Source organism: Tenacibaculum sp. A30 (assembly GCF_051200845.1).
GTDB lineage: Bacteria > Bacteroidota > Bacteroidia > Flavobacteriales > Flavobacteriaceae > Polaribacter.
This window is the reverse complement of the sequence record NZ_CP195160.1, coordinates 1,899,058-1,921,254: the sequence shown is the minus strand read 5'-3', so window position 1 is coordinate 1,921,254 and position 22,197 is coordinate 1,899,058. Positions and strand designations below refer to the sequence as shown.

General features: G+C 33.4%; 22 protein-coding genes. 1 reads left to right on the top strand and 21 read right to left on the bottom strand.

The window, feature by feature from the left end:
- Entirely contained in the window at positions 1 to 1,770 is a 1,770-nt protein-coding gene (dxs, locus tag ACR9ES_RS09195; RefSeq protein ID WP_435253993.1) for a 1-deoxy-D-xylulose-5-phosphate synthase, read from the top strand.
- 70 nt (positions 1,771 to 1,840) lie between these two features.
- Here the strand turns inward: dxs and atpG are convergent, their stop codons facing one another.
- The 21 genes from atpG to ricT all read right to left on the bottom strand — a co-directional run bounded on the left by atpG (position 1,841) and on the right by ricT (position 22,000).
- Positions 1,841 to 2,701, bottom strand: a complete 861-nt coding sequence (gene atpG, locus ACR9ES_RS09190; protein ID WP_435253992.1) for an ATP synthase F1 subunit gamma — start codon at positions 2,699 to 2,701, stop codon at positions 1,841 to 1,843.
- A gap of 74 nt (positions 2,702 to 2,775) precedes the next feature.
- On the bottom strand, positions 2,776 to 4,356 hold the full coding sequence (gene atpA / locus ACR9ES_RS09185; protein ID WP_435253991.1) for a F0F1 ATP synthase subunit alpha: 1,581 nt from the start codon (positions 4,354 to 4,356) through the stop codon (positions 2,776 to 2,778).
- A gap of 21 nt (positions 4,357 to 4,377) precedes the next feature.
- Positions 4,378 to 4,935, bottom strand: a complete 558-nt coding sequence (gene atpH, locus ACR9ES_RS09180; protein ID WP_435253990.1) for an ATP synthase F1 subunit delta — start codon at positions 4,933 to 4,935, stop codon at positions 4,378 to 4,380.
- A gap of 7 nt (positions 4,936 to 4,942) precedes the next feature.
- Positions 4,943 to 5,440 carry a F0F1 ATP synthase subunit B gene (locus tag ACR9ES_RS09175; RefSeq protein ID WP_435253989.1) on the bottom strand — a complete coding sequence of 166 codons (498 nt, stop codon included), beginning with the start codon at positions 5,438 to 5,440 and terminating at the stop codon, positions 4,943 to 4,945.
- A gap of 89 nt (positions 5,441 to 5,529) precedes the next feature.
- Entirely contained in the window at positions 5,530 to 5,718 is a 189-nt protein-coding gene (gene atpE, locus ACR9ES_RS09170; RefSeq protein WP_028891526.1) for an ATP synthase F0 subunit C, read from the bottom strand.
- A gap of 45 nt (positions 5,719 to 5,763) precedes the next feature.
- Positions 5,764 to 6,885, bottom strand: a complete 1,122-nt coding sequence (atpB, locus tag ACR9ES_RS09165; RefSeq protein ID WP_274634302.1) for a F0F1 ATP synthase subunit A — start codon at positions 6,883 to 6,885, stop codon at positions 5,764 to 5,766.
- 124 nt (positions 6,886 to 7,009) lie between these two features.
- A complete protein-coding gene (locus tag ACR9ES_RS09160; RefSeq protein ID WP_435253988.1) occupies positions 7,010 to 7,390 on the bottom strand; it encodes a DUF6168 family protein in 381 nt (126 codons plus the stop codon).
- Positions 7,383 to 7,613: an AtpZ/AtpI family protein gene (locus tag ACR9ES_RS09155; protein WP_298997360.1), complete on the bottom strand. Its 231-nt coding sequence runs from the start codon at positions 7,611 to 7,613 to the stop codon at positions 7,383 to 7,385. Before ACR9ES_RS09155 ends, ACR9ES_RS09160 begins: the two co-directional genes overlap by 8 nt.
- Complete coding sequence (locus ACR9ES_RS09150; protein WP_435253987.1) at positions 7,582 to 7,989, bottom strand: bactofilin family protein; 408 nt, start codon at positions 7,987 to 7,989, stop codon at positions 7,582 to 7,584. The genes ACR9ES_RS09155 and ACR9ES_RS09150 overlap by 32 nt, the downstream gene beginning before the upstream one ends.
- Before the next feature lie 20 nt (positions 7,990 to 8,009).
- Positions 8,010 to 10,241, bottom strand: a complete 2,232-nt coding sequence (locus ACR9ES_RS09145; RefSeq protein ID WP_435253986.1) for a tetratricopeptide repeat protein — start codon at positions 10,239 to 10,241, stop codon at positions 8,010 to 8,012.
- A 94-nt stretch (positions 10,242 to 10,335) separates the two neighbouring features.
- Complete coding sequence (locus tag ACR9ES_RS09140; protein ID WP_274634290.1) at positions 10,336 to 11,031, bottom strand: ABC transporter ATP-binding protein; 696 nt, start codon at positions 11,029 to 11,031, stop codon at positions 10,336 to 10,338.
- Positions 11,032 to 11,051: 20 nt separating this feature from the next.
- A complete protein-coding gene (locus tag ACR9ES_RS09135; protein WP_435253985.1) occupies positions 11,052 to 12,524 on the bottom strand; it encodes a DUF5687 family protein in 1,473 nt (490 codons plus the stop codon).
- A 112-nt stretch (positions 12,525 to 12,636) separates the two neighbouring features.
- Positions 12,637 to 13,629: a DUF4837 family protein gene (locus ACR9ES_RS09130; protein ID WP_274634292.1), complete on the bottom strand. Its 993-nt coding sequence runs from the start codon at positions 13,627 to 13,629 to the stop codon at positions 12,637 to 12,639.
- Between the two features lie 26 nt (positions 13,630 to 13,655).
- Positions 13,656 to 15,170 (bottom strand): LysM peptidoglycan-binding domain-containing protein, encoded by a 1,515-nt coding sequence (locus ACR9ES_RS09125; RefSeq protein WP_435253984.1) that lies wholly within the window; start codon positions 15,168 to 15,170, stop codon positions 13,656 to 13,658.
- Between the two features lie 8 nt (positions 15,171 to 15,178).
- A complete protein-coding gene (locus tag ACR9ES_RS09120; protein ID WP_274634294.1) occupies positions 15,179 to 15,940 on the bottom strand; it encodes an exodeoxyribonuclease III in 762 nt (253 codons plus the stop codon).
- A gap of 67 nt (positions 15,941 to 16,007) precedes the next feature.
- Positions 16,008 to 16,661 carry a CoA transferase subunit B gene (locus ACR9ES_RS09115; RefSeq protein WP_274634295.1) on the bottom strand — a complete coding sequence of 218 codons (654 nt, stop codon included), beginning with the start codon at positions 16,659 to 16,661 and terminating at the stop codon, positions 16,008 to 16,010.
- Positions 16,662 to 16,696: 35 nt separating this feature from the next.
- Positions 16,697 to 17,050 carry a four helix bundle protein gene (locus ACR9ES_RS09110; RefSeq protein ID WP_274634296.1) on the bottom strand — a complete coding sequence of 118 codons (354 nt, stop codon included), beginning with the start codon at positions 17,048 to 17,050 and terminating at the stop codon, positions 16,697 to 16,699.
- Positions 17,051 to 17,082: 32 nt separating this feature from the next.
- Complete coding sequence (locus ACR9ES_RS09105) at positions 17,083 to 17,781, bottom strand: CoA transferase subunit A (RefSeq protein ID WP_274634297.1); 699 nt, start codon at positions 17,779 to 17,781, stop codon at positions 17,083 to 17,085.
- A 27-nt stretch (positions 17,782 to 17,808) separates the two neighbouring features.
- Entirely contained in the window at positions 17,809 to 20,088 is a 2,280-nt protein-coding gene (locus ACR9ES_RS09100; RefSeq protein WP_435253983.1) for a penicillin-binding protein 1A, read from the bottom strand.
- On the bottom strand, positions 20,089 to 20,574 hold the full coding sequence (locus ACR9ES_RS09095) for a gliding motility lipoprotein GldH (protein ID WP_298997397.1): 486 nt from the start codon (positions 20,572 to 20,574) through the stop codon (positions 20,089 to 20,091). It lies immediately after the preceding gene.
- Positions 20,564 to 22,000, bottom strand: a complete 1,437-nt coding sequence (gene ricT, locus ACR9ES_RS09090) for a regulatory iron-sulfur-containing complex subunit RicT (RefSeq protein ID WP_435253982.1) — start codon at positions 21,998 to 22,000, stop codon at positions 20,564 to 20,566. Before ricT ends, ACR9ES_RS09095 begins: the two co-directional genes overlap by 11 nt.
- Between the last annotated feature and the right edge of the window lie 197 nt (positions 22,001 to 22,197).

The following is a 22,197-nucleotide window of genomic DNA, read 5'->3' as shown; positions in this document are numbered from 1 at the left end:
ATGTCGAACGACCTTTTGAAAAACATTCAAATTCCTGCTGATTTACGTAAGCTAACATCAGACGAATTACCACAGCTTGCCAAAGAATTGCGCGAGTTTATTATTGATGTAATCGCCACTAAAGAAGGACATTTAGGCGCAAGTTTAGGTGTGGTAGAGTTAACCATTGCGCTTCATTATTTGTTTGATACTCCTAACGATTTATTGGTTTGGGATGTTGGGCATCAAGCTTACGGACATAAAATTTTAACAGGAAGAAAAGACGTTTTTCACACCAATCGTCAATTTGATGGAATTTCAGGTTTCCCAAAACGTTCTGAAAGTGAATACGACACCTTTGGTGTTGGGCACTCTTCTACCGCTATTTCAGCAGCTTTAGGAATGGCAATTGCTTCAAAACTGCAAGGGATTCATAAGCACCATATAGCAGTAATTGGTGATGCTTCTATCGCAAGCGGAATGGCTTTTGAAGCGTTGAATCATGCAGGAGATACCAATGCTAATTTGTTAGTTATTCTGAATGATAACGCTATTGGTATTGATCCATCTGTCGGTGCATTAAAGGATTATTTAACTAAGATTAAATCACCTCGATTAGAAGTTGAGCAACACAATATTTTTGAAGCCTTAAATTTTGACTATTCAGGTCCTATTGACGGACATAATTTTGAAGAATTACTCTCTGAATTAGAACGTCTAAAAAATATTCAAGGTCCGAAGTTTTTGCATGTAATTACTACTAAAGGAAAAGGATTACGACAAGCAGAACAAGATCAAGTAAAATACCATGCTCCTGGAAAATTTGATAAAATTTCTGGTGATGTATTACCCAAAGAAGAAAGCAAGTACACAAAATATCAAGATGTTTTTGGTAAAACCATTGTTGAATTAGCACAGCAAAACGAAAAAATTGTAGGAATTACTCCTGCTATGTTAACAGGTAGTTCCTTGAAGTTTATGTTAGAAGCTTTTCCTAACCGAACTTTTGATGTGGGGATTGCCGAACAACATGCAGTAACTTTAGCTGCAGGTATGGCAACTCAAGGGTTAATTCCATTTTGTAACATTTATTCTACCTTTTTACAACGTGCTTACGATCAAGTAATTCATGATGTAGCTTTACAAAACTTACCTGTAATTTTCTGCTTGGACAGAGCTGGATTGGTTGGTGAAGACGGAGCAACACATCACGGTGTTTTTGATTTAGCCTACTTACGTTCCATTCCGAATTTAATTGTTTTTGCTCCTCGAAACGAAATTGAGTTACGTAATATGATGTTTACCGCTCAACAAGGATTGAAAAATCCGATTGCAATTCGTTACCCGAGAGGAAAAGGAAAATTAGAACAATGGCAACTTCCTTTTGAAAATATTGAAATAGGGAAAGGAGTCTGTTTAAAAGAAGGAAATAAAGTAGCAGTGTTATCTATCGGAACAATAGCTGATAATGTCTCAGAAGCGATAAATCAGCTTGAAAACAACGAAGCTGTAGCACATTACGACCTTCGTTTTGTAAAACCATTAGATACTCTACTTTTAGATACAATTTTCAATAAATTCGATACGATTATTACTATTGAAGATGGTACGATTAAAGGCGGATTTGGAAGTGCAGTATTAGAATATGCTTCCGAAGTAAACTATCAAGGAAACATTAAACTTTTGGGTATTCCTGATGCGTTTATCCATCACGGCACTGTTCAGCAATTACAAGAAATTTGTGAGATTGATATTAACTCTATCAAAAAAACAATTCAAAATCTAGTATAAAAGAAAAGCGAACCAAAATTGGTTCGCTTTTCTTTTATGATAACTCTCAGAATATTCCGAGGTATTTCTCTTAGTTATTTAAAGCTTCTGCTCCACCAACAATCTCTAAGATCTCGTTTGTAATAGCAGCTTGACGAGCTTTGTTATAAGTTAATAATAACTCATCACGTAATTCCGTAGCATTATCCGTTGCTTTGTGCATTGCAGTCATACGAGCACCGTGTTCGGCAGCAAATGAATCACGAATTGCTTTGTATAATTGTGTTTTTAATGACTTAGGAATTAACTCTAAAATAATTTCTTCTTTAGAAGGCTCAAAAATGTAATCTAAATTAGCATTAGCCTCACCTTCTACAGGTTGAATTGGTAAAAATTGCTCTACCTGTACAATTTGAGTAGCAGCATTTTTAAACCTGTTGTAAATGATTTCTATTTTGTCGTAAGAACCATCTACGAATAAATTCATTAACTTTTCAGCTACTTCAGCAACATTATCAAAAGTTAAGTCATCAAAAATGTCGTTTCTATTTTCAACAACTGTATATTCTTTTGATAAAATATCGTTTCCTTTTTTACCAATCGTTAATAAATCAACAGTAGTATTGTTATATTTTTCATTGATTGTTTTAACTGTTTCTTTGATAACAGATGAGTTAAAACCACCACATAAACCTCTGTTAGAAGTTACAGTAACTAACAATACCTTATTTACTTCTCTTTCTGTTGAATATACGCCACCTGCATCGCTATCTAAAGTAGCGCTTAAGCTTTGTAATAATTCGGTAAGCTTAGATGAATACGGACGCATTGCTGTAATTGCATCTTGAGCCTTTTTCAACTTTGCTGCCGATACCATTTTCATGGCAGAGGTAATCTGCATTGTTGATTTAATCGAAGTAATTCTGTTACGTATTTCTTTTAAGTTTGCCATACTTTGTAGTATTTAGTATTGAGCACTGAGTATTGAGAAGTTTCATCTCAATACTCAATACTAAAGTCTTTTTATTAAGCTGAAAATTTAGCTGAAACTTCTTTAGCAGCCTCTGTTAAAGTATCGATTACTTCGTCAGTTAATTTTCCTGCTTTTAAAGTATCTAAAGTACCTCTGTGCTTAGCGTTTAAGTACTCTAAATAATCTCTTTCAAATTCTTTTACCTTTTCTACTGGTACATCTTTTAACAAGTTTTTAGAACCTGCATAAATGATAGCTACCTGATCTTCTACAGTAAAAGGATCGTTTTGAGCTTGCTTTAAGATTTCTACGTTACGCTTACCTTTTTCAATTACGTTCATTGTAGCAGCATCTAAATCAGAACCAAACTTAGCGAATGCTTCTAATTCACGATACTGAGCTTGATCTAACTTTAAAGTACCAGATACTTTCTTCATTGATTTAATCTGAGCGTTACCTCCTACACGTGATACAGAGATACCTACGTTAATCGCTGGACGAACCCCTGAGTTGAATAAATCTGACTCTAAGAAGATCTGACCATCAGTAATCGAAATTACGTTTGTAGGAATATATGCAGAAACGTCTCCAGCTTGAGTTTCAATAATTGGTAATGCCGTTAAAGATCCTCCACCTTTTACTTTACCTTTTAATGATTCTGGTAAGTCGTTCATTTCAGCAGCAATAGCATCGTCATTAATAACTTTTGCAGCACGCTCTAATAATCTTGAGTGTAAGTAGAATACATCCCCTGGATATGCCTCACGTCCTGGTGGTCTTCTTAATAATAAAGATACCTCACGGTAAGCTACTGCTTGTTTAGATAAATCATCATAAACAATTAAAGCTGGTCTACCAGTATCACGGAAATATTCTCCAATTGCAGCTCCTGCGAATGGTGCATATACCTGCATTGGTGCAGGATCAGATGCATTTGCAGCAACTATAGTTGTATATGCTAACGCTCCTTTTTCTTCTAACATGTTAGCAATAGCTGCTACTGTTGAAGCTTTTTGACCGATAGCTACGTAGATACAGTACACTGGTTGTCCTGCATCATAAAATTCTTTTTGATTTAAAATAGTATCAATAGCAACAGTTGATTTACCTGTTTGACGGTCTCCAATGATTAACTCACGTTGACCACGACCAACTGGAATCATTGCATCGATAGATTTGATACCTGTTTGCATTGGCTCAGTTACAGGCTCACGGAAGATAACTCCTGGTGCTTTACGCTCTAAGGGCATTTCGAAAGTTTCACCTTCGATTGGTCCTTTACCATCGATTGGTTGCCCTAAAGTGTTAACAACACGTCCTACAATTCCTTCTCCAGCTTTTAAAGAAGCAATTCTTTCTGTACGTTTTACAGTAGATCCTTCTCTTACTGAAGTAGAAGCTCCTAATAATACAACACCTGCATTATCTTCTTCTAAGTTTAATACGATACCTTCTAATCCGTTATCGAATTCTACTAATTCTCCATATTGTACGTTAGATAAACCGTAAACGCGTGCAATACCATCACCTACTTGTAATACTGTCCCTACTTCGTTTAATGAAGCTTTAGACTCAAAATTTGTTAATTGTTCCTTTAAAATTGCTGATACTTCAGCTGGTTTAATTGCTGCCATCTTATTTCTTTTGATGTATAATTAAATTTTTGGAATGTAATGACCGTTGTCAAACTCTCTCCTTAACTCATTAAATTGATTAGAGATACTTGCATCGTACTGCACATCTCCAACACGTAAGATAAATCCTCCTAAAATCTCAGGATTTACTATATTTTCAATACTAGCGCTGTTTCCTGTTAAGGCAACAATCTTTGCTTGTATTTTGTCTTCTAACTCTTTTGTTAAAGCTACTGCAGTAGTAACTTTAGCAACTTGCATGCTTTTATGATGATCGTAAATTACAGCGTATTGCTTAGCAATAGGCTCTAACATTATCATACGCTTATTTTCCTCTAATAAATTAAATAACCCTTTTACGATGTTATCTACTTTATCTCCAAAAAGTGCAGCTAAAACTTTACGTTTATCTGCAGCTTTAATGATAGGACTTTTAAGCATAGCATCTAAATCAGCGCTTTCAGCAATTGTTGCAACGATTAACTTCATGTTATCGTTTACTAAAGCTTCATTTCCTGATTCTTTAGCTAAGTTTAAAATTGCTTTTGCGTAACGTAATGCTGGTCTTGCTTCTTTCATCTAGTGATTAGTTTAAAGTAACCTCTTCTAACATTCCTTCAACAAGCTTTAACTGATCGTCTTGTGAAGCTAATTCTTTTCTTACTACTTTTTGAGCGATTTCAATAGATAAGTTACCTACTGTTTTCTTTAACTCAGCGATAGCTGCTTGTTGCTCTTGTTTTATAGTAGCTTTTGCATTATCAATCATTACAGTAGTTTGCTCTTCTGCTTCTTGCTTAGCATCAGCTATAATCTTATCTTTAATTTCACGAGCTTCTTTCATCATTGCATCTCTCTCTGCTCTTGCTTCTTTTAATAAACGCTCATTATCAGCTTGTAAATTTTGCATTTCCTTACGAGCGTTTTCTGCAGCATCTAAAGCTCCTTGAATTCCTTCTTCACGCTCATTTAACGCATTCAAAATAGGCTTCCATGCAAACTTTGCCATTATAAAGATTAACAAACATAAGATTACAAGTTGCATAAGAAACAACCCTATTGAAAAGTCATTAAATATTCCCATTATTATTTATTTTTTCGTGTTTTTGTTTAATTGTGTAAACAATTCCTGTAACCAACCGTTACAGGAATTTGTTTTTTTGTTTTTGTAGCTTATCCTAAAAGTAAAGCACCGAATGCTAAACCTTCTAATAATGCTCCAATAATAATCATTGCAGTTTGGATTTTACCAGCTGCTTCTGGTTGACGAGCAATAGCTTCCATTGCACTACTACCAATTTTCCCTAATCCTAATCCTGCTCCGATTACGATTAATCCTGCTCCAACTAAATTAAGTGTCATAATAATTGATTTATATATAATTAAACAAATTTTTGATTCTAGTTCTTAATGATGATCATGCTCTTCTACAGCCATACCAATGAATAACGATGATAACATGGTAAAGATATAAGCTTGTAAAAAGGCTACTAATAATTCTATAATAGTTAAGAATAAAGTTAGGAAGAAAGAGATTCCTGTTGCTCCTGCTGTTCCAAACTTTGCTTTTAATAAAATCATCAATGCTGCGATACCCATTACTACAGAGTGACCTGCGGTGATGTTCGCGAATAAACGCACAAATAAAGAGAATGGTTTAGTTAACATACCTAATACCTCGATTGGTGCTAATACTATTTTCATTAATACTGGCACACCCGGCATCCAGAAGATATGTTTCCAATAATCTTTATTTCCGCTAAATTGTACAATAAAGAATGTGAATAAAGCTAAACAAACTGTTACTGCTATTTGACCTGTTACGTTAAACCCTAATGGAGTTAATCCTAATAAGTTTAAGAACCAAATAAAGAAGAACACGGTTAATAAGAACCCCATAAATCTACGGTAATGTTTCTCTCCGATATTTGGACGTGCAATTTCGTCTCTTACATATAGTACTAAAGGCTCTAATATACGTGCCGCACCTGTTGGAATTGGCCCTTTCTTGTATCCTGAAGCTAAACTTCTAAATCCGAAGAACATTAACAAACCTGCGAATAACATACCAAAAACACTTTTAGTAATAGATAAATCTAACACTTTTTGTGCATTTGTAGCGTGATGTTCTTCATCAAAAGCAACTGCTTCTTCACCTGCATTTAACTCATATATTTTACTGTGAATTTTCGTTAACTTAACTCCATCTTTTTCTACGATAACAGCACCGTCATCATTATGATGAAATTCTGAAGACATAAAAACTCTTAATCCTTCGGTTGTCCAAACAATTACTGGTAACGGAAACCCAATGTGTTTACGCTCTCCTGCATCATTAGTATATGAAAACAAGCTAAAATCGTGAGAGTCTGCTAAGTGATGCTTAATGTAAGCATCTATTGATTCTTTAGTGTTAATTCTTCCATCATCATTAGAAGTTGTATCGCCTCCTCCTGCAAATGCAGTTAACGATGAAAACACAAGTGTCAAAAGTGTTAAAAACTTGATAGTTCTGTTTGCTACCATCATACCTTTACTAAATATAGATTTTGGGTCTGTAAATTTCGCTGCAAAGGTACACATTTAATTAAAACTACAAACCCTTTTTTTGCTTAGTTTTAAAGAAGCCTACGTCGTACCTTAAACAGCTCAGTTATTTAGCGTTAAGTATTTTTGAAAGCGCTGCTGTTTCAATAGCTAAAAATACCATAATAGGAACTAATAAGGTAGCTTTTTCTGGAGTAGTTAATCCTTCCTCTGAAAAAATACTCTTTTGAAATAATAGGATAAAGATACCGAACTTAACCATCAACATTCCTAAATATAAATATCCTGTTTCATTTGGTAAATATCCTAACACCCATTCTATTAACGCATAAATTAAAATGGTTGCTATTACATTAAAACAATACACTTGTAACACCGAAAAAGAAAGTGTTACCCCTGCATTAGAAAGTAAAAAGCTGTTTAAAAAAAAGCCTCCTATCCCTAAAGTTAGTATAATAGAAGAAAATAGTAGTATTCGTTTACCCATTATTATCGGTTATCTTAATTACTTGGCGTATTACAGAATATATGGCACCAAAAACCGCTGCAAGTGTACAAATTTTTGTGTAAAGTTCACTATCGTTAGGGTATTTTTGGTCTAACCATTCACCTAGTAAACTTCCTACGTAAATGGTTAAACCCATTTGAAGTGCGATTCCCGTGAATCGTATGTATTTATTAAGCGGATTTTTCTTTGAGTCCTTGCTCATTTTTGTTCAATTCTTTTACCGCTCCTTTCATGGCACATGTTGCGTTAAACTCTGCTCCTGGCTCTACAGAAAGCTTTCCTATAACAACATCTCCATTAATGTTTGCTGTTGATTTAACGGTAAGCACGTTTGAAACTAATAATTCACCTGAAAACTTTCCTTCAATATCAGCATCAGTACATTCTACTCTTCCTTTAATGAGACCTGAACCTCCAATAATTACTCTACCATTGGTAACTATGGTTCCTTCTAAAGTACCGTCAATTCTAAAATCTCCTTCTGAAATAATTTCTCCAGTAATTTTAGTGTTCTTTCCTATGATATTTCTTTCTGCAACTTTGTTTTCTCCGGATTTTTTATTCTCTTTACCAAACATATTAGGGGAATTTAAGGGATTTATGTTTTATTTAATTGTTCTATGATTTCTTTTGCTTTTTTACCTTCTTCGGTAGTTGCATAACTAACCGCAACAAACTCTAACTCTTTTTTATAGGTTTCTTTATCTTGATATTTACCTATTGCTAGGGCTTTTAAGAGTGCGAATTTAGGAATTAAATTTGAATTTTGTAGTGAAGAAGAAAAATTATCTATCTCATTAACAGCTTCTTCAAATTTATTTTCCTTATACAAATAGTAAACTTCTTTATACTTGTTTAAAATTTCATCTTCTTTTTTCTCCGCTACTAACTTTACGTCAGGGTTTTTAATTATTTGAGCAAACGTTGTTTCAGGATACTTTTGTAAAATGATATTTTTATACTCATTAAATTTTGCTATATCTCCTTGTTCTTTATAAACTTGATATAAATGATAGCTTATTGGTAATTCTAACTTATCATCTGTACTTACTTCTCTTAAGCGTTCTAAATTCTTAATGGCTAGTGCATGATTTATAAACTGCTCTTTGTAAATCAACCCTAATTGATACAATGCATCATTACGCTCCAAAACTAAATTTGTAATTACTTGTTCGTCGGTTGGAATCGCATCTAGATAGGTTGAAAGCTCATATCTTGTATTTACTTTTGTTCCTTCTGCATTTGCTGATGTGTTCTCGACAGTATTTATTGACTTATCTGACAGTCTCCAGTTATCTTCCAGAGGACGCGTTCCCCATACTTTTTGAAACTCTGCTTTTCCAAAATTAAGAGCTTGTGTATTGTAGAAATACCATTTTCCTTTATTTGCTACACTATTTATTGAAGCACCACCTCCAAAACTATTTCCGAAGTTTTGCAAATTCAACAACTGCTGTTGTTTTTCTTCGTCTTCTTTTTTGATTTTTTCAATATAGCTTTCAAAAAAAACAGTTCTTTCATCGGGAGTCATAGCTACTAATTGAAGAATACTGTCGTTGTTCTTCACTGTTTCTTCGTATTGTCTTAAAGTAATAAGTCCTTTATTTTTTCTTCGGATTTTTCGGATTCTTTTTTCTTGATCAAATTCTTTAGAAACCACCTGCATTACACTATCGTAATACGAACCTGCTAGTAGATAATCTTCTTTTTCAAAAGCCATATCTGCCAAACGTTCGTAGGCATACGTTTTTTGATAGTTATTATTATGTTTTGCTTGCAGTGATTTTTTATAGTACTCAGCTGCTTTTTCAGGATTATTTCTTCCTTCTTCTAAAACTCCTGCTTGATAATACAATGCGTTTAAAAACTTACGATTATCTGTATTCTTTATGAGTTTATTCATTCTTGCCAACACTACTATAGATGCTGAATCGTTCGGAGTATTTTTAGCATATTCAATTTCTGCTCTAATACGGAATCTATCTGGTGCTTTTCTACTTTCTGCTAGTTTTTTAAACACCATACGAGCAGAATCTTTTCTATCTAATTCACTATATACTTGCCCTAAAACAAACATGTTTCGCGCTGTTTGCTCTTTGTTGTAATTTGTAGTAGTCGCTAATTTTAAATAATCTACTACTTTTTGAATCGTATCTGTTTGCTCATACGCCATTGCCATAGCTGTATAGGCTTGCTCTTTGGTTGATTTGTCTATCTTTTCTGTTTCGTCTAAAACATCTAATAATAATCGTAATGTTTGAATCGCTCTTTTTTCATTACCTAAACGAATGTTTGCCTTAGCTCTCCAAATTCTAGTTTCGTAGTTCAAGTTTGCTTTAGGGTAGTTAACTATAACGTAGTTAAACGCCTCTAACGCTGGAATAAATCGCTGTGTGTAGTATCTTGATTTTCCTAAAAGAAGATAAGCATCATCTATTTGACTATTTTTTTCGTACCCATTAATATTCATCGAATGGGTTTGAATTGCTTTTACAGCTTTTTCTTCTGCTTTTTCAAAAGGAGTAAGGTTTTTATTCTCTTCTTCTCCACCAGCATTAAAATCTGCACCCGGAGTTAGTACTTTAGTATCTATTGTACTCTCGTCAAACGTAATGGGTTCAATTTGTAAACGTTTCCAAAAGTTATCTTCATGCTTTTCTTGAATTTCTTCAAGACCTTTTAAATACGCCTGTTCGCCATTAAAAAGCACATTGTATTTTGTCGTAACAGCATGGTAACTTCTATTTAAAAAAGCGTCCTTCTTAACACTACACGAATATACGATAGCTACTAAAACACTGAATACTATTATCTTGCCCCCTTTTTTCATAAAATAAAGCTTTTACTGTACAACAACGTTATAATTGTCTTTTTTGTACGTAAATAGGTAAAAATAATAATTATAAGGTGATTTTAACCCTATTTTAAATAGAAAAATAGCTTTCTAACTCTTGTAATGTTTCTTGTGATGTGTGAATGTCTTTTACTAAGTTTCCTTTATCTAAAACTACTATACGCTCACAAACTTCGGTAACATGGCTTAAATCGTGGCTAGAAATTAACACGGTTACCTCGTTATTTTCAGTTAATTTTTTAATTAGCTTTTTTAATCTGATTTGAGTGGTTGGATCTAAATTTGCAAAAGGTTCATCTAAAATTACTACTTGAGGATTCCCCATCATTGCAGCAACAATCCCTACTTTTTTCTGGTTTCCTTTACTTAAGCTTCGTAAGTATTTTTTCTTCCCTAAGATTTCACCATTAAAAAATTCTTCAAACTGAGTTAAGAAACCTTGTATATCGGCTTTGTTCATTCCGCGTAAATCTCCTACAAAATCAAAATATTCTTCAGGAGTTAAATAACCTATTAAAAAAGATTCATCAATAAATGATCCTGTAAAAGTTTTCCAATCTTCACTTTTATTCACTACTACTTGATTATTTACAATTTCTCCAGTAGTAGGTCGAATCAAATCTAACAACAAGTTAAACAAAGTGGTTTTTCCTGCTCCGTTATTCCCTACCAATCCGAAAGATTGTCCGCTAGGAATTTCTATATTTTCAAGGTTTAAAACTTGTGCTGTTCCGTAGGTTTTTGAAATATTTTGTATTGAAATCATTTTAGTTCTTTTAAGGTTGGTTATGATTTTTGGCTAAATGCGTGTATTGCAGCATATTTATTTTTAATGTATCTCTTTTCTATCCTATTCATAAAGTAATTTTTGAACACTAAGGCGATTGCTCCTGTTATAGCGATTGCTAAAACACCTGAATTGAATCCTACAAATTTGTTAAAAATCCAAAACAAGAACATTGGAACCCCCATAATAGGAATGATAATTAAAAACTGTGTTGCGCTGGTTCCTTGATAGTTTGAAAATCCGCTTTTATTTAAGTCGATTCGTTTTTTATTGAACGCTCCTGCAAATAGTAAAAACAATGAGTTAAATCCGATATTAAAAATAGCTCCAGCTGTAATCATCAAAAAAATATCTAATCCATAAAAATATAAATATGGAATGCTTAAAAGATATAATCCTACCGATACCACAACCATTAAGTACCATTTACTTTCTAAAAACTTTCGATAACGAATATTTTGACTCATAAGCATCTTATAATATTCACTATCCCAAGCAGGAATAAATTGACCATAATTAAGTGTAAAACCTCCTGTAATAAATATTGCTGCAAAAACTAAAAAAGCAGGCATTTTTTCTCGATAGGTGTCTTGTCCAAAGAAAATAGCTCCGTAGAAAAGAAACAAAAAAGACATAAAAAACACTGTTTTAGTACGTTTGTTTCTCCAAATTTGTCGGATGTCGTTTTTTATAAACGGCGCTACATCTCCTAAGCTATCAATAAAAGACAGGTCAGTAGTACTAGCCACTTCTTCTTTACTTTTAATCGCGTCATCTAAATATACTTTACTTCGTAAGAATTTAAAGTTCAAATAATACAATCCTGCAAGCAAAAACACTCCTAAAAGAGCAACTATTGGATTGTTATATACTGATTGAAAAACTGGTGCAAAAAACTCAGTAATGTTGAATATTTCGTATTTGTTTACCAAAAACAATAGTGCTAAAACAGCAACCATTATTCCCAGTGCATAGTTATTTTTGTTAATTAAAAAATTAAGATAGTTAGCGCTTAATACTAGTGTAATCATTAAAAGCAACCATCCTACAACTCCCAAAGCGTTATAACCTTGTCCTATTAGTACTATTGAAAAAGGAACATAAAAAAACAACGGCATGAAGTTGAAAAACGAAAAGGCTGATTTGCCTAATACAAAATGTACTAACTTTTCCTTTCTTATGGGTAACCCAAGAAATGGTTTAATATTTAACACAGGAAGTTTTTGCATTAAATAGCGAAAAATTAAATCGGCAACTAACAAGAAAATGATAATTCCATTTACAAAAAACAAAGGGTTTGTATTCGGATATTCTTTTTTAATAAAAAAATAGCCTCCTAAACCTATCATTAAAAAAGACGCTAACATATACAAGGCAAAAAAGCCCATGATAATTTTTAGTGCAATACTTTTCCCAAAATAAGAGGAGCGAAAAAATTGTTTCCACTCAAGTTTTAAAAAATGTGCAATCATTTGGTTACTAATTTGGTTGATTATTTTATAAGTCTATCACTACTTAATTTTGTTACATAAAAAAAGCATCAATTTAAAAATTGATGCTTTTTTTAGTCTTTGTTAGTCGGGGCTATTTTATTTTTAACGACTTTCCAATTGCTTCTAGTTCAAAAATAAAGTCTCTTTTATTTACAGAGGGTGCATAAGTAAATCCTTCAAAAACAATTACTCGGTTGTGCTCTTTATCAACTATGGTGTAATTAATAAAAGGTCCTGCCATAAAATCATTTTTCACTTCCCATTTACCTCTAGTTTCATAGGCTTTTTTCCCATCTATTTCTGCATCATAGGTGAACGGTGTATACGCTTGTTCGGTAATCATGTACATTCCTTCTTTGCTTCCAGGAATGTATTTTTCACCAATAACATCTCTCATCTTGGTGATATTATCTGCTACTTTAGCTTCGTCTTCCAGCGGATAACTGTATACTAATATATTATTTGATCCGTCTCCTCTAGCAATTCCGCTTTTTAAATGTTGACGTAACCATAAAAACTCACCTGTATCTTCAACTAAATTATACCTTTCAGGAATTGTAATTGTAACTCCTAAATTTTTAATTGTTTTAAACTTACTCTCATCTAACTTTTCTTTATGGAAAATTTTCTGAACAAACTTAACATCTTCATCTTTGAATAATTGTAAGATTTCTTTTCCTCTAGTACGGATTAAATTTACAATACCTTCTTTATCTTTTGCTGTTGCATAAACTAATATTTGAGGCTGTGCGTATTTGTTTTTTTCAACTGTTATTTTTTCTTGTTCTCCTTCTCTAACTATTAAAACAGCCTTTGCATTTCTTATAAAACCTTTATATCCTGTAGGGTCAATTTGGCTTACAGATAATAATGTTTCTGGCTGCGGCAAACCTACTTGATGCTCTCCAAAAGTAGTACGAATTTCATCTCCTATTCTTCCTTCCCAATCAACTCCTTTTACAACTACCAAAATTTTATTGGTGTTACCTGTTGATGTGGGTAAAACATGATTATTTTTTCCTCCTTCTGTTTTACATGATATTGATATAAAAATCAATGCAAAAAAGGTTAATAGTTTATTCATAGTTGATAGCGTTTAAATAATTGGTTTTAACTTTTAAAAATTTTAAGCTTCATTCCTGGCTTTAAACTTTTAGCACTCCAAATATTGTTCCATTTTTTAATTTCATCGATAGAAACTGTAGGATATTTTTTAGAAATAGTCCATAGAGAATCTCCAGACTTAACAACATAAACCTCATGCTTGCCTTTTGGAGTTGCTACTTTCTTTTGTGAAACCTCTTTTGGAATTGCCATTTTCTTCGGATAAATACTTAATCGCTGGCCTATTTTTAAGTGATGTGTTCGTAAACCATTCCATTTTTTAATATCGCTAACTCGTACACCAAACTTATTCGCTATTTTTCCTAAATAATCTCCACTTCGTACTTTATAACGAATACGTTTATCCATTTCAAAGTACTTAGGTAATGGTTTTTCTCTTTTCGCTTCATCTTCGTTAGCCAATGCATAAATTTCTTCTTCCTTTTCTAAGAACTCAATCATATCTCTTCGAGGTAATCGAACGGCATAGTTCTTTTCTTTTACATACGGAATGATATCTAGCTTATAAGACGGATTTAAAAATGATAACAAATCAGAATTAATACCTGTTTTCTCAGAAATTTGATCAAAACTAATGGTTCTCTTTACACGAATTGTATCTGTCTCAAAATGGAAAATCTTTGGAGGTTCAGGATAAATATGATGTTTATCTGCATACTCAAAAATATACATTGTCGCATAAAATGCAGGAACGTATCCTGCTGTTTCTGTAGGTAAAAACGGACGAATATTCCAATAATTCTTATATCCTCCTGAACGTTTTATTGCTTTTGAAACATTTCCAGGCCCTGAATTATACGCCGCTAAAGCTAAATCCCAATCACCAAAAATTTTATATAATTGACTTAAGTATTGACATGCTGCAATGGTAGATTTTACAGGATCTTGGCGTTCATCTACATACGAATTTACCTTTAAATCAAACTGAACACCTGTTCCGTACATAAACTGCCATAAACCGGTAGCTCCTACCCAAGAACGAGCATCAGGTCGTAATGCAGATTCAACAATTGCCAAATACTTCATTTCTAAAGGAATGTCGTACTGATCTAAATATCGCTCAAACATTGGAAAGTAATACTTAGCACGCGCCATTAAAGCCGGATAATATTTTTTTCTATGCTTTAAATAGCTGTTAATTACTTTTTCTAACGCAGGATTGTACTCTAAATGAAAAGGAGTTCTTACGTTTAAATCGTGTAATCTTTTCTTTAACAATTCTGTAGTAAGTACTGTTGTTGTATTACCTAAAATGTCTTTATCGCTAATAACATATTGAATACTATCAAACAACGAAGAATTAAACTTTTCTTCTACCAATAAGCTATCAATCATTTTTAAATCCTTTGTAGAAAATAACTCTTGATTTTGTATTGGATTTATAGAATCATTTACCATCAGCTCAACGTTAATACTGTCTTTAGCCACTAAAAGACTATCTGCAGGTTGTTGTGCTATTATGGATGTTGTAAAAAGTAGTAGTAATAGTAGTTTTTTCATTTTGGGTTTTATAAATCTAATTCAACTGCAATCGGACAGTGGTCTGAATGCTTCGCTTCTGGTAAAATATACGCTCTTGAAATTTTATCTTTCAATGGTTCGGTTACCATATTGTAATCAATACGCCAACCTTTGTTATTCGCTCTGGCATTTGCGCGATAGCTCCACCACGAATACTCTTGTTTTTCTGGATGTAAGTGACGGAAACTATCAATAAACCCGCTATTAATAAACTTACCTAGCCATTCACGCTCTTCTGGTAAAAAACCAGATACTCCTTTCATTTTTGGGTTGTGAATATCTATTTCTTCATGACAGATATTGTAATCTCCACAAATAACTAAATTCGGAATTTCCTTTCTTAACTCAGTAGCATACTCAAGAATTTCATCCATATAATTGAACTTATAATCTAATCGATCACTGTTCGTTCCTGAAGGCAAGTACATACTCATTACAGATACCTCATCAAAATCTACACGAAGGTTTCTTCCTTCAAAATCCATTGATTCGATTCCAGTTCCGTACTCTACATGATTTGGTTCTTCTTTACAGAAAATAGCCACGGATGAATATCCTTTTTTTTCTGCTGAAAACCAATAGTGATAAGGGTAACCTGCATTTTCAAACTCAGTTACATCTAACTGTTCTTTATGAGCTTTAGTTTCTTGAATACAGATTACATCAGGATTTGCAGCTTGAAGCCAATCAATAAATCCTTTTTTAAGTGCTGCTCGTATTCCGTTTACGTTGTATGAAATTATTTTCATCTATTTATTTAAAATACAAAAACGTAAAGCTTAATGCTTTACGTTTTTTTTTAATACTATAATTTTGTTAAAAATTCATCTCAGGAATATCTCCTTCGACTACTAAAGTACCTTCAGTGGCAGCTTGAATTTCTTCAACAGAAACTCCCGGAGCTCTTTCTAACAAGTAAAATTTATTGTCTTTAATTTCTAATACCGCTAAATTGGTTACAATTTTTGTTACACAACCTACACCAGTTAATGGCAACGAACATTTTTTTAATAATTTAGATTCTCCTGCTTTATTGGTATGCATCATCGCTACAATAATATTATCTGCAGAAGCTACTAAATCCATCGCTCCACCCATTCCTTTTACCATTTTTCCTGGGATTTTCCAATTGGCAATATCTCCGTTTTGAGCCACTTCCATCGCACCTAAAACGGTTAGTTGTACGTGTTGCCCACGGATCATAGAAAAACTAGTTGCAGAATCAAAAATAGACCCTCCATCTAACACTGTTACGGTCTGTTTTCCTGCGTTAATTAAATCAGCATCTTCAGTTCCTTCAACAGGAAAAGGCCCCATTCCTAATAATCCGTTTTCTGATTGAAACTCAACTTCAATTCCTTCAGGAATATAGTTTGCAACTAAAGTAGGAATACCAATTCCTAAATTAACATACCATTTGTTTTGTAATTCTTTAGCTATTCTTTGTGCTATTTGTTCTTTTGTTAACATAATTTTACAATTTGTTAATTTGAAGATTTGGTCAATTATTTTCTTTTTGATGTTGAAATAATTTTGCTAATTATTTTAATAATAGCTTTTAAATCTTCTTTAAGTTGTTTGTTTGGGCTTGGATAAAACTCTGACTGTTCACAAAGTAATAACCAATATTCTAACTCATCAGCTTCTTTTGCTGAAATTTTAAATTTATGTATAAAATCTGCTTTACTCTCTGCATTTTGCGCTTCTCTAATATTGGCTCCAATTGAGGTTCCACTTCTAAAAATTTGAGAAGCCATTTCATATTTATGTAAAGCTCTTATTTGTTCAGAAAATTTAATGATTTCAAGAGAAAATTCTAAAGTTAATTTTACAATTATATTCTCCTTATCACTTCTCATTAAATCACTTTCAAATTTCCAAATTAACAGAATTACTTAGAACGAACCGTTCGTTGTTCAATTCTCTTTTCATACTTCTCTCCTTGAAAAATACGTTGTACAAAAATTCCTGGAATGTGAATTTGATTTGGGTCTAACTCTCCTGCAGGAACTAACTCTTCTACTTCGGCAACCGTAATTTTAGAAGCTCCGCACATATTTGGATTAAAGTTACGCGCAGTTCCTTTAAAAATTAAGTTACCCGCAGTATCTCCTTTCCATGCTTTTACAAATGAAAAATCTGATTTAAAAGCTGGTTCTAATACGTACATTTTTCCATCGAACTCACGTGTTTCTTTACCTTCTGCTACTTCTGTACCATAACCTGCTGGTGTATAAAATGCTGGAAAACCTGCTTGTGCTGCTCTACATTTTTCAGCCAAAGTTCCTTGTGGAGTTAATTCTACCTCTAATTCTCCTGATAACATCTGGCGTTCGAATTCGTCATTTTCTCCAACATAAGAAGAAATCATTTTCTTTATTTGACGATTTTGTAATAATAATCCTAAGCCAAAATCATCAACCCCTGCATTATTAGAAATACAAGTAACATCTTTTACTCCTATTTTAACTAACTCTGCAATAGCATTTTCAGGTATACCGCATAAACCAAATCCGCCTAACATAAAAGTCATTCCGTCTTTTACACCTTCTAATGCTTCTTGTACGTTATTTACTTTTTTATTTATCATTATAGTTGTTGTTTTAAAGCTTCGTTACTAAAAATCTGTATCGTTAAGGTTCTCTTCTTCATTAGAGGATTCTGTTTTTGAACAATCTAAATTAATGCTAACATTCTTTGGTTTTTCAAAATTACCTTTACTCACATCTAATGTCTTGTCTTCATAACACTTTCGCATAAAAATTGCCCAAGTTGGTAGTGACATTGTTGCCCCTTGACCATACCTTAACCCAGCAAAGTGCGTAGCTCTATCTTCTCCACCTGTCCAAACACCCGTAGCTAGGTTTGGGACTATTCCCATAAACCAACCATCTGATTGATTTTGACTAGTACCAGTTTTTCCTGCAATCGGATTGGTAAACCTGTAAGGGAAACCTGTAACCGCATCTCCTCCTGACGTATAATTAGATCGTAAACGTGCTCCTGAACCTATTTGGGTAACTCCTTTCATTAAATCTAATATTACATACGCAGACTCTTCACTTAATACCTCTTTGGTTTCAGGAACAAATTCTTGTAAAACAGTTCCGTTTTTGTCTTCTATTCTAGTAACCATTAACGGACTTACACGTAACCCTTTATTTGCAAATGTTGAATAAGCACTTACCATTTCCATTAATGATAAATCAATAGCACCTAATGCAATAGAGGGATTTGCCTCTAATTTAGATGTTATTCCAGCAGATTCTGCTAATCGTACCACATTTATAGGTGAGACTTTGTCTATTAACTGCGCCGTAATTACATTTACCGATTGCGCTAATGCATCTTTTAAAGTTAATTCTTCTCCATATTTACCTCCAGCATTCTTTGGTGTCCAATCCTCTGGCATTCCATATTTTTCCTTAGGAATAGTATATGGTGTATTTGGCAACTTATCACAAGGAGACATTTTTAATTGATTAATTGCTGTAGCATACACAAAAGGTTTAAAGGTAGAACCTACTTGACGCTTTTGTTGCTCTACTGCATCGTATTTAAAATACTTGTGATTAATACCTCCTACCCAAGCTTTGATATGACCTGTTTGCGGTTCAATAGATACTAAACCTGAACGCAAGAAATATTTATAGTGACGAATAGAATCATACGGTGTCATTACCGTATCGCGTTCTCCTTTCCATGTGAAGATTCGCATATCTGTTGCGGTATTAAATACCTCGTCTATTTCTTTTTCAGATTTACCTCCAGCCTTCAATCGCTTATAGCGATCTGAATTTAGTTTAGCTCTTCGTAAAATTCCTTCTATCTCTCTTTTGTCTATATCGTAAAAAGGAGCTGTTTTATTACGCTTTTGTTCTTTGTCAAAATACGTTTGAAGGTTAGATATATGTTCTACTACCGCTTCTTCTGCGTATTGTTGCATACGTGAGTCAATCGTTGTGTAAACTTTTAATCCATCTCTATAAATATTATACTCTTCACCATTTGCCTTAGGATGTTCTTTTGCCCATTCCTTTAAATAGTTTCGTAAATGCTCTCTAAAATAAGTAGCTAAACCATCACTATGACTTTCAGGAGTAAAATTTATTTTTAATGGTAACTTTTGTAATGAGTCTTTTTCTTGTTCTGTTATAAACCCATTTTTTTCCATTTGACCAAACACTACATTTCTACGTGCTAATGATTTATCTTTTGAACGCTCTCTATGTGGATTAAACTGACGTGGGTTTTTTAACATCGCCACTAAAATAGCAGACTCTTGCAAATCTAAATCTTTAGGTTCTTTTCCGAAGTAAATACGAGCTGCTGAACGAATACCCACCGCATTAAAGATGAAATCTTGCGTATTAAAATACATCGTCACAATCTCTTCTTTAGTGTATTGACGCTCTAACTTAACTGCTACTACCCATTCTTTAAGTTTTTGTGATAATCTTTTAAAGATATTACTAGAACCTCCTCTGTTAAATAAGTTTTTAGCTAACTGTTGTGTAATGGTACTTGCTCCACCTGACCTTCCTAAGTTAGCAACCGCTCTAGCAGTTCCTCTAAAGTCAATTCCTGAATGTTCGTAAAAACGTTCGTCTTCTGTAGCAACTACAGCTTTTATTAAGTTTTCTGGTAAATCTTTATATTGAATTGGAGTTCTATTCGCGTTTACATAGTATTTACCTAAGGTTTTTCCATCTGAAGAAATTACTTCTGTTGCTAAATCACTTCTTGGGTTTTCTAGTTCTTCAAAAGTAGGTAAAGCACCAAACACACCCCAAGAGGCAAGTAAAAACAGAAGACCTAACGCAAGAAAGCCTCCTATAATAATACCCCAAAACCATTTAATGTATTTACTAAAATTTGCTGTTTTTTTCTTTGTCATTTATTGTGTTTTTTCAATTCTAAATCCTACATGAGTTATTCCTTCTAATTCTTCTATGCCCTGAATTTCTCCGTTTTTTCGCATAGCTTGACGAACTTTAAAGATATAATCTCCCGTGCTTGGAAATGTTATGTTTTCTTTATAAAAAAGTTTATTCTCCTTGATATCGGAAAAACCTTGCCCTAAAAACTTTCCTGTAACATCTGCCATATCATACTCTAAAGTATCGACAATAACTTGACCGTCTGGAAAATTCATTTGGGCTATCAAAAAAAGATTACTGTACTCGTAATCTTTATTATTTCTAAGATTTATAAATAGGTTTTTCTTATTTATTGAATCATTAACTGGAAATGTAAATTGTATCGTATTTGTTCTATGCCAAGCACTCTTTGGAAGTGCCACATATTCATCAAAATCACTATTTGACTTACACGATACAATTAGTGTAGCTATAAAAAAAAGTAAACCAATTTTAGTTCTCATTATTGGGGTTGTTTTTAGTATCGCTATTATTTTTTTTACGCTGATTATTATTCTTTCTTCTCGGATTTCTAGGCTTTTTTTGTTGCCCTTGAGTTGGCTTTTCTGCTGTACCACCTGCTTCAGGTTTTGGTTTCCTGTTTCTCGGATTGTTTTTAGGCCTTGGCTTTCTGTTGTCAACTCGTTTTTTATCTGGTTTCGGCTCTCCTTCTGCCTTTTTTACCTGTTTTGCTTGAGGTTTTCTTGTTGTTTTAGCCTCAGAAGCCTGATTTTCTGGTTTTTTACTTACAGGTTTCCTTGATCTTCTTCTGTTATTTCTGCTTTTCTTAGGAGCATCAAAACGGGTTAAACTGTCTTGGCCTACAACATTTTCAAAATCTATTGGAGTTTCTTCTGCTATCTCTAATTCGTATTCTTCTAACGGTAAAGCAAGCTCATTATTTTTGTTCATTTCTATAATTTCATGAACTTGGTCTAATGACAGTTTGTACCATTTAAAGCTTTCTTCTTTGTAAGTGTACCAAAGTAATTTTTTAAAGATGTCCATCTTCACAAAAACAGCATCTCCTTTTTCAGTTTTTAAAACTTTATCTTGCTTCGGAAAGCTTTTCAATGCGTCTAAATACGTATCTAACTCGTAGTTTAAACAACACTTTAACTTACCACATTGTCCTGCTAACTTCAACGGATTCAACGATAATTGCTGATACCTAGCCGCTGCGGTATTTACCTTTCTAAAATCGGTTAACCAAGTAGAACAACACAGTTCTCTACCACAAGAACCTACCCCTCCTAAACGAGCTGCTTCTTGACGCATACCTACCTGACGCATCTCAACTCGAATAGAAAAAGCGCTTGCTAAATCGCGAATTAATTGACGGAAATCTACACGATCATCAGCCGTGTAATAAAAAGTAGCTTTGGTAGCATCTCCTTGATACTCAACATCAGAAAGTTTCATTTTTAAACCTAAACGACTAATAATTTCTCTTCCTTTTCGTTGGGTTTCTGGCTCTCTATCTCTAGCTTCTTGCCAAACATCGATGTCTTTTTGTGAAGCTTTTCTGTAAATTTTCTTTACTTCCTCACTATCTGCATCAATTTTTCGCTTTTTCATTTGAACTTTTACCAGTTCTCCTGCCAACGACACTATACCTACATCATGACCTGACGACCCCTCAACCGCAACCACATCTCCCATAGAAATGGTAAGGTTTTCAGGATTGCTATAAAAGTGTTTTCGTCCGTTTTTAAAACGGACTTCAAAAATATTAAATGGAGCTTCACCCGTAGGTAAAGTCATATTCGATAACCAATCAAAAACGGCAAGTTTATTTCCACTTCCGCAGGTACCTGTTCCACAATTTCCATTGCTCTTACATCCGTTAGGTACACCGTCTTTGTTAGTTGAGCAACTGCTACAACTCATACAATAGTATATTTTTTGAAAAGCCTTTTAAACCTGTAGTTTACACAGTATCAAAAAGCATTTTTATTATTGACTTTCAACTAGATAAAATCTCTTTTATCACATCTTTCCTTAATCTGTAAAGATACATATTCTGATGAAAAGTGAAAATCGAATTTTTGTTAAAAGAAAACCGCCACTTTTATCATAAAAGCAGC

Excerpts from the sequence above, each read along its gene's own strand:
- ACR9ES_RS09150 (WP_435253987.1), bottom strand. The coding sequence starts at position 7,989 with ATGTTTGGTAAAGAGAATAAAAAATCCGGAGAAAACAAAGTTGCAGAA.
- ACR9ES_RS09125 (WP_435253984.1), bottom strand. The coding sequence starts at position 15,170 with ATGAAAAAACTACTATTACTACTACTTTTTACAACATCCATAATAGCA.
- atpG (WP_435253992.1), bottom strand. The coding sequence starts at position 2,701 with ATGGCAAACTTAAAAGAAATACGTAACAGAATTACTTCGATTAAATCA.
- ACR9ES_RS09110 (WP_274634296.1), bottom strand. The coding sequence starts at position 17,050 with ATGAGAAGTGATAAGGAGAATATAATTGTAAAATTAACTTTAGAATTT.
- ACR9ES_RS09175 (WP_435253989.1), bottom strand. The coding sequence starts at position 5,440 with ATGGGAATATTTAATGACTTTTCAATAGGGTTGTTTCTTATGCAACTT.
- ACR9ES_RS09105 (WP_274634297.1), bottom strand. The coding sequence starts at position 17,781 with ATGATAAATAAAAAAGTAAATAACGTACAAGAAGCATTAGAAGGTGTA.
- ACR9ES_RS09140 (WP_274634290.1), bottom strand. The coding sequence starts at position 11,031 with ATGATTTCAATACAAAATATTTCAAAAACCTACGGAACAGCACAAGTT.
- ACR9ES_RS09160 (WP_435253988.1), bottom strand. The coding sequence starts at position 7,390 with ATGGGTAAACGAATACTACTATTTTCTTCTATTATACTAACTTTAGGG.
- ACR9ES_RS09155 (WP_298997360.1), bottom strand. The coding sequence starts at position 7,613 with ATGAGCAAGGACTCAAAGAAAAATCCGCTTAATAAATACATACGATTC.
- ACR9ES_RS09100 (WP_435253983.1), bottom strand. The coding sequence starts at position 20,088 with ATGACAAAGAAAAAAACAGCAAATTTTAGTAAATACATTAAATGGTTT.
- atpB (WP_274634302.1), bottom strand. The coding sequence starts at position 6,885 with ATGATGGTAGCAAACAGAACTATCAAGTTTTTAACACTTTTGACACTT.
- dxs (WP_435253993.1), top strand. The coding sequence starts at position 1 with ATGTCGAACGACCTTTTGAAAAACATTCAAATTCCTGCTGATTTACGT.
- ACR9ES_RS09115 (WP_274634295.1), bottom strand. The coding sequence starts at position 16,661 with ATGTTAACAAAAGAACAAATAGCACAAAGAATAGCTAAAGAATTACAA.
- atpE (WP_028891526.1), bottom strand. The coding sequence starts at position 5,718 with ATGACACTTAATTTAGTTGGAGCAGGATTAATCGTAATCGGAGCAGGA.
- ricT (WP_435253982.1), bottom strand. The coding sequence starts at position 22,000 with ATGAGTTGTAGCAGTTGCTCAACTAACAAAGACGGTGTACCTAACGGA.
- ACR9ES_RS09120 (WP_274634294.1), bottom strand. The coding sequence starts at position 15,940 with ATGAAAATAATTTCATACAACGTAAACGGAATACGAGCAGCACTTAAA.
- ACR9ES_RS09095 (WP_298997397.1), bottom strand. The coding sequence starts at position 20,574 with ATGAGAACTAAAATTGGTTTACTTTTTTTTATAGCTACACTAATTGTA.
- ACR9ES_RS09130 (WP_274634292.1), bottom strand. The coding sequence starts at position 13,629 with ATGAATAAACTATTAACCTTTTTTGCATTGATTTTTATATCAATATCA.
- atpA (WP_435253991.1), bottom strand. The coding sequence starts at position 4,356 with ATGGCAGCAATTAAACCAGCTGAAGTATCAGCAATTTTAAAGGAACAA.
- atpH (WP_435253990.1), bottom strand. The coding sequence starts at position 4,935 with ATGAAAGAAGCAAGACCAGCATTACGTTACGCAAAAGCAATTTTAAAC.
- ACR9ES_RS09145 (WP_435253986.1), bottom strand. The coding sequence starts at position 10,241 with ATGAAAAAAGGGGGCAAGATAATAGTATTCAGTGTTTTAGTAGCTATC.
- ACR9ES_RS09135 (WP_435253985.1), bottom strand. The coding sequence starts at position 12,524 with ATGATTGCACATTTTTTAAAACTTGAGTGGAAACAATTTTTTCGCTCC.